This window comes from Streptomyces bugieae (assembly GCF_036352915.1).
Lineage (GTDB): Bacteria > Actinomycetota > Actinomycetes > Streptomycetales > Streptomycetaceae > Streptomyces > Streptomyces endophytica.
The window spans coordinates 1-461 of sequence record NZ_JAZBJP010000145.1 but is presented as its reverse complement, the minus strand read 5'-3'; the positions used below and the strand labels follow the sequence as shown (position 1 = coordinate 461).

The 461-nt window shown below is 71.8% G+C and carries 1 protein-coding gene and 1 pseudogene; both read left to right on the top strand.

The window, feature by feature from the left end; translation table 11 throughout:
* On the top strand, positions 1 to 149 hold a 149-nt coding region (locus tag V2J85_RS40605), incomplete at its 5' end, for a DUF6271 family protein (RefSeq protein WP_330824391.1).
* 42 nt (positions 150 to 191) lie between these two features.
* Positions 192 to 461, top strand: a pseudogene (locus tag V2J85_RS40600) (hypothetical protein); the annotation flags it as partial.

Below are 461 nucleotides of genomic sequence, written 5' to 3'. Positions count from 1 at the left end.
ACACCGAGGTGGCGGACGCCCTCGCCGACCGCCGCGCCTCCCTCCTGGCCGAAGTCCGGGACGACATGGCCGACTTCGCGCTCCTCATGGAGCACTGGGAGGCGCTGACCCGCGCGAGCGCCGAAGCGGGCCTGGCCGTGAGCCGATGACCGTGAACCGATGGCCATGAACCGATGGCCGGCCGTGAACCGATGAACTCCGCAAGATCCGCGAGATCCGCGAACCCCGCTGCCGACGAGGACGCCGTGCCCCCGAACCCCCCGCGCACCACCCTCACCGTCTCCTACGCGGGCGGCGAGGCGCGCCGAGGCCCCCTCACCATGGGCCAGGCCAACATGATCCGCTGCATCCTGCGGGACGACCCCACCCACATCAACATCCACGATGTGTGGCCCGTCCCCGAGGGCACCGCCCCGGAGGCGGTGGTCGACGCTCTGCGCACGCTGACCCTGCGGTACGAG